Origin of the sequence: Nostoc sp. NOS(2021) (assembly GCF_017115025.1) — a bacterium.
GTDB lineage: Bacteria > Cyanobacteriota > Cyanobacteriia > Cyanobacteriales > Nostocaceae > Nostoc.
This window is the reverse complement of record NZ_JABXKM010000301.1, coordinates 1-5,897: the sequence shown is the minus strand read 5'-3', so window position 1 is coordinate 5,897 and position 5,897 is coordinate 1. Positions and strand designations below refer to the sequence as shown.

The 5,897-nt window shown below is 39.4% G+C and carries 6 protein-coding genes; 3 read left to right on the top strand and 3 right to left on the bottom strand.

Going from position 1 to position 5,897, the window contains the following annotated elements; all coding sequences use genetic code 11:
- The first annotated feature begins 293 nt into the window (after nt 1–293).
- From HWQ41_RS29270 to HWQ41_RS29260, 3 genes are all read left to right on the top strand, one after another.
- Nucleotides 294–671: a hypothetical protein gene (locus tag HWQ41_RS29270; protein ID WP_292770842.1), complete on the top strand. Its 378-nt coding sequence runs from the start codon at nt 294–296 to the stop codon at nt 669–671.
- Between the two features lie 108 nt (nt 672–779).
- Entirely contained in the window at nt 780–1,289 is a 510-nt protein-coding gene (locus HWQ41_RS29265; RefSeq protein ID WP_292770840.1) for a hypothetical protein, read from the top strand.
- Nucleotides 1,290–1,617: 328 nt separating this feature from the next.
- Nucleotides 1,618–2,397, top strand: a complete 780-nt coding sequence (locus HWQ41_RS29260; protein ID WP_292770839.1) for a photosystem II S4 domain protein — start codon at nt 1,618–1,620, stop codon at nt 2,395–2,397.
- Nucleotides 2,398–2,642: 245 nt separating this feature from the next.
- Here the strand turns inward: HWQ41_RS29260 and HWQ41_RS29255 are convergent, their stop codons facing one another.
- The 3 genes from HWQ41_RS29255 to HWQ41_RS29245 all read right to left on the bottom strand — a co-directional run bounded on the left by HWQ41_RS29255 (nt 2,643) and on the right by HWQ41_RS29245 (nt 5,274).
- The gene (locus tag HWQ41_RS29255) at nt 2,643–3,419 is read right to left on the bottom strand and encodes an SDR family oxidoreductase (protein ID WP_292770837.1); all 777 of its coding nucleotides are present in this window, start codon (nt 3,417–3,419) and stop codon (nt 2,643–2,645) included.
- Nucleotides 3,420–3,594: 175 nt separating this feature from the next.
- Nucleotides 3,595–4,503 (bottom strand): hypothetical protein, encoded by a 909-nt coding sequence (locus HWQ41_RS29250; protein ID WP_292770835.1) that lies wholly within the window; start codon nt 4,501–4,503, stop codon nt 3,595–3,597.
- A 213-nt stretch (nt 4,504–4,716) separates the two neighbouring features.
- Nucleotides 4,717–5,274: a hypothetical protein gene (locus HWQ41_RS29245; protein ID WP_292770833.1), complete on the bottom strand. Its 558-nt coding sequence runs from the start codon at nt 5,272–5,274 to the stop codon at nt 4,717–4,719.
- Between the last annotated feature and the right edge of the window lie 623 nt (nt 5,275–5,897).

The following is a 5,897-nucleotide window of genomic DNA, read 5'->3' as shown; positions in this document are numbered from 1 at the left end:
GGATGAAGATGAATCTGAGGACGGGGATGAAGATGAATCTGAGGACGGGGATGAAGATGAATCTGAGGACGGGGATGAAGATGAGTAGGAGGCAATACGCTTGGGTTAAGGCTAAAACTCTTTCTCAAAGTCAATTTTTTTAATTTACACTCCTATGTCTAAGCAAGAAAACTGAAGGCGGCTAAAGCCACTACCGACTTATCCATTCGTCTAAATCCATTGGCTCTGCGTCTAGTTTTTGGGTCAAAATTGGACTAACATAACTGAGTGTTCGCTCGCCTTGTCAAACACTCATGACTAAAGTAACATCTCAAGAGATTGCACAGTTTCGCTCTCAATTGGCAGATGATCCCAGCGATATGGAAGCGCTGGATTTGATTGAAGACTGTGATGGAGATTTAGAAGATGCGGCGATGACGCTAGCTATCCGAGCAGGACAACAACCAGAAAGAGCAAATTCCGAGTGGTTAGATGCCTTGGCTAGAAAATGGCGTGTGGTCATTTGCGAACAAGAATATCGGGAAGATTTGCTTAATACTTCACTTCAAAAGATGATGGAACATCTCAAAGCAACGCCGACGTTTCCGAAGATTTTGGCAACGCCAGTTTTGATCTATGTCCTCAAGCAAGGCGTGAACAATTTTTGTGAGCCGCTAGATTCGCTAAAGTGATCAGCCCATGTAGATTTAACTTGTGCGAGCGCGGTTTGCAATTGATTCGACCAGGACTGATACGCTGTTAGTTAAGGCAAAACTTCTATTAGACAAATTGTAAAATCAATGAATTACCTTGTTGCCGTATTACCAGACCGCATTCAAGCCGAAGCTGCTTACTTAGCTTTAGAAAAAGATGGCATAAACAGTACTATTTTGGGGAGGGGGTATAAAACGGCTGACGAGTTTGGCTTAATTGACCCCAAAGACCAAGCTAAAAAGCAAGCAAAACTGATGGCAACCTGGCTGATACCATTTGGCTTTTTTGCAGGTTTTACCTTCAGCCTCATCACTGGTTTAGATACTTTTGCCTGGGCGGGTGAAGTTGGCAATCACATCGTTGGCGGACTGCTGGGTGCTGCTAGTGGTGCGATGGGTGGTGTAGTTGTCGGTGGTGGAGTCGGTTTACTCGTAGGTGGTGGTGATGCTTTACCTTATCGGAACCGCTTGGATGCGGGTAAATACTTAGTTGCCGTTCAAGGTTCTGAAACTCTAACTCGGCAAGCAACCCGAATTTTACGTCAGTTTGATCCAGAAAATATCCAAGGTTATGCTGACACAAATACTGTGTATTGAATGAATCATAGTTTACACATCGCGACACAGCGACTTGAGTTTCAGCAGGGATTTGCTTTTGAGGCAGCAGAGAGAACTCTGAGCGGCGAAAGCCGCCCATCAGAAGTTCAGTAACCCAGAACAGAACTCAAGAGAATTATCTCTCATTCTCCAGACAATCATGCTGCCTCGATAACGCTTCACTAACACGACAACCAAACAGGCAAATCCCAAACAGAGTGCGATCGCGTCGGCTAAGTAATGTCTCCGTCAGTAATCGCGTTAGAAAGTTAGAATCAAGATAGTTATAGCAGATTAATTCTCAATTCATAACTCATAATTTTTAAGAATGTTGCCACGAGAAGAACTTTTAAAAGGTGTTGAAAATCGAGATAGTGTAGCTCGTGTAATTGACCAAGCCGAACAAGCCATCAAAACTTGGGAAGTGGTTTTGACTGATTTTCTATCTCCCCCAGAATTGGCGGAAATTCAACGGGTGTTTAACCGATTAACAGAAGTGCAATTGGCGGCGTGGGGTGGATATCCGCAAGCTGAACGCCAAAGAATAGCGATCGCTCGTTCGGAACTTCCCTTAGATCAATCTCAAGTCAGCCTTGTCGCCGTGGAAATTGCTGGTAATTTCCTGTTTGATACCGCCTCTCACCGCGACTTTTTAGGCGCAATGTTGGGAACGGGAATTGTTCGTGAAAAGACGGGAGATATTATTGTCTTGGGAGAACGAGGGGCGCAGGCGATTGTCGCACCAGAGTTGGTGGAATTTTTGTCAATGAGTCTTCAACAGGTGCGATCGGTTTCTGTGAAAACTCAGCAGATTGAGGTAACTGAATTAAAGGTTCGGGAACCCAAGAAAAAAGAATTAACTACTGTGGAGGCTTCTTTGCGATTAGATGCGATCGCATCTGCTGGTTTTGGCATGTCCCGCAGCAAAATGGTTGATTTCATTGATGCTGGTGATGTTCGCGTCAATTGGAAGGAAGTTACCCAAGCTAGTTCTCAACTGAAATCAGGCGACTTAATCGCCATTCGCTCTAAAGGACGTTTAGAAGTTGGGGAAATCGCCGTTACTAAAAAAGACCGTTACCGAGTTCAATTAACAAGATATATATAGAAATCCGATTTGATTCCTGAATCACTCGTAGAGAGAGGGAACAGGGAACGGGGAACAGGGAAGAAGGAATAAAGATGTACTGAGTTTTGTTCAAAAATCAAGTAGAAGTCCTATATAATAAGCGAGGAGTGAGAAGTGAGAAGTTAATAGTGAAAAGTTAGGAGTTTTAAATTCACCACTTTCTTTAACTCCTAACTCTTAACTCCAAACCCCTAACTCCTAACTCCTAACTTCTAACTATATACTTAGCCTTGAAAGCGTTTTGCTAACATATTCAGCAGAAGTTTGCGCGGTACGAGCCGAGATAATCTGCTTCTAATTTGAGTGTTAGTATCAGAAGTAATAACAGTTGGATACCCTTTTTCCAAAGCCTCTAAAGATTCCCAAACCACTTTTTCGCAAGAATACACTTTATCTGTACTGCTTGCCAGCGCTGGAGGAAAATTAGCTTCTGCAAAAAAGTTTGTTTCTATTGGGCCTGGACAAGTAACTAAAATACGGACACCATATTGACGATTTTCTGCCCACAATGCTTCACTAAAGCTGAGAATAAAAGCTTTACTGGCAGCATAAACAGAAAGGTATGGTATCGGTTGAAATGCGGTAATAGAAGATACGTTAATAATACTTCCAGAACGACGTTGCCGCATCAAGGGTAGAAATTTATGGGTTAAGTCTACCAATGCTAAAATGTTTAATTGTACAATTTTAATTTGTCTTTCTCCATCCCCTTCAGCAAAGTCGCCATAGTAACCAAAACCAGCATTGTTGATTAATAAGTCAATGCTTAATCCCTTTTCTTTAGTGGCATCAAATACAGCAGATGCTGCATTAGGTTCTGTGAGGTCTTTTACTATAACGTCTACTTGAATTTTGTGTTGTTCTTGTAGTTGTTTAGCTAATTGGCTTAGTTTCTCTTCGGAACGAGCAACGAGTACAAGATTTGTCTTGCGTCCAGCTAGTTCCTGGGCAAAAGCTTTACCAATACCACTAGAGGCACCAGTAATTAAAGCAGTTGGCATTCTACATATTAAGATAGTTTCTAACCACCATTAAAATCTTAGCTATGCTGGCTATAAGTTTTAACTACCCAAAGTGATATATCCAAAAGGGTAAAAGCAGCATTTAGCACTGAAATCTGAGTGGAGGCTTCCTCCACTCAAAACTTCTCCTTCCCTAAGACTTAACTTTCGGAAGCTATGTGAATTCTCCAACTACACCAATATGAGAGATTCTTAAATCTTCTTCATCTGTATATTCAATAGACGAGTCGATTTTTTCTGGTAATTCTGCGTCCTTGCACGACCACTCAAATACAAATTTAGAGTCTAAATGCTTAAGGTTAGAAAATATCTGCTTCCATTGGCTTCGTCGAATTCGATTTCCCCACCTTGATTGTAATTCTCTAGAGTAGGCTTCCTGTGGATAAACAAAGAAATCAAATGGTCTTTCATTTAAATTTTTGTGATCCAGTAAATGAATGAGATGGAACATAAAGCCATCTTCAGAAAGGCTACTTACAAGATTTTCTAAAAGTGGCACAACATCATCAACTGGCACATGCTCTAACACAGATTTGGAGAATATGAAATCTATTCTCTCTTTACTAGGTAGTTTTTGAGACAAATCAATTGGAGCAATGTATTCTATGCCCAAGTCTCGTAAGACTTCTACGGATAAATTTCTTAATGAAAGCAGTTTCTTTAAACGTAAGTGGATAATCTCGCGATCTTCAAATGTAGATAGACTATCTAAGATACTCCAATCTACAGACTTACACACGGCTTTTAAAATATTTTCGGGTTGTAATAACGGGTAAACATCCGTTGCATAAACCTTCTTTGCTCCAAGAAGGTAAAATACTAACGAATGAGTCAGTAACCATCCACTTCCAATTTCAAGACAAATTTTATCACGCAATACATATTTCTCTTTACCAGCCTGAAGCAGATAGATAGCAATTTCATTGGCACAAATATCAAGCCTTTTACCTGCAACAGCTAGCTTACTTGAATGCATTCTATTGTATAAAGCTTGATATAGTTCAGATGATCTAATAGTCGATTTTGTCCGTTCATCAAGGAGACTCTTTACTATATTTTTCATTTTGCACACCTCTCTTGCTTAACTTATCGTGAATTGAACACAACACTATTAACTGTACCAGTGAGATGGGTTCCTGTATAACAAAAGCATCTCACTTTGTTGCTTATTATACAGTTACGGTCAAGAGCATATTTGCTGAGGGGTGACAAAAACCTTTGAATTAGAGACTAATGATTTTTATTATGGCGATTCAAAATGAATTTGAATTGTTAATTACCATTTTTCAGACCAATAGATAATTTCTGAGGCTGAACTATTAATTGCGACCCCGTAGCTATCTCCATGATTCCATTTGAAGCCAGGTCTACCTTTGTCCTCTGCATTTAATACCAATATTTCATAAGTAGCTGGAAAAGATTCCGTATGAGAGTCACTGGTGTAGAAGAAAGTTGTCGGCACGCCGTTAGGCTGGTTTATGTGGTCGTTTGTGTTACCACCCCTATATTCGTGCTTTGCACTATTTCTGTATTGTGACAGTAATTTTTCTATTTTTTTTTGTGGCTGTTTCAGCCTAATTTGAAAAAAACTACCTCCTGGCAAAAATTCGGGAGAGTAAGCAATGTGAACGTCTTTGGCATCAGGAGGAATCTCATTAGGAAAATGTTTTACTTGCTCATTATCAGACCATAGTTGATTACGAATTTCTTTGTACCGTGATGTATCAGTTATTATTTTAGGTTCGCTAGTACTGCTAAAATTTGTTCTCAAAAAAAAGCTTCCCCCGACAATGCTAAGACTAGCAAGGGCTAATAGAAATTGCGATCGCTTCATCGAGTTGAGTGCGTCTAACTTTTATAGTCATACACCCAACTAATAAACTAAAATAGTACTATTGCGGATATCATATCAGAGATATTAACAGAAACTTTATGTATTTAGGGTAAATTCGGGGTTATTGTAAAATTATTGTGAAGTTTGTCAATGATTACCTAGTCAAAAACCGCAGGTTATCCTCGTTGAGACTAGTACTACTTTTGTAGCTAATGAAATCAATTCCACTGCCATCCATCTTTTTTTCAATTCTTCCTGATGCAGCAATAATTAAGGCGGATATATAAATAGTAGATGCACCTTAATTAAATCACAGTCCTCAGCTTTTAGTTGGGGGCTTTTTTTATTGCTGGTATTTTTTAATTTTTGAATAAAATAATTTTGCTCGGAAGTTTAGTTTTCCCGGATATGGCAATCAATCAAGCGGATTAATAAATGGTAGATGCACCTTAATTAAATCAGAGCCTTCAACTAAAAGCTGATGGCTTTTTTATTGCTGATATTTTTTAATTTGAGAATAAAATAAATATGCTTAGAAGTTTAATTTTCCCGGATATGGGAATCAACAAAGCGGATTAATAAATGGTAGATGCACCTTAATTAAATCAGAGCCTTCAACTAAA

What these genes read in the sequence shown, in the direction of transcription:
- HWQ41_RS29270 (WP_292770842.1), top strand. Translation starts at nt 294, where the DNA reads ATGACTAAAGTAACATCTCAAGAGATTGCACAGTTTCGCTCTCAATTG.
- HWQ41_RS29265 (WP_292770840.1), top strand. Translation starts at nt 780, where the DNA reads ATGAATTACCTTGTTGCCGTATTACCAGACCGCATTCAAGCCGAAGCT.
- HWQ41_RS29260 (WP_292770839.1), top strand. Translation starts at nt 1,618, where the DNA reads ATGTTGCCACGAGAAGAACTTTTAAAAGGTGTTGAAAATCGAGATAGT.
- HWQ41_RS29255 (WP_292770837.1), bottom strand. Translation starts at nt 3,419, where the DNA reads ATGCCAACTGCTTTAATTACTGGTGCCTCTAGTGGTATTGGTAAAGCT.
- HWQ41_RS29250 (WP_292770835.1), bottom strand. Translation starts at nt 4,503, where the DNA reads ATGAAAAATATAGTAAAGAGTCTCCTTGATGAACGGACAAAATCGACT.
- HWQ41_RS29245 (WP_292770833.1), bottom strand. Translation starts at nt 5,274, where the DNA reads ATGAAGCGATCGCAATTTCTATTAGCCCTTGCTAGTCTTAGCATTGTC.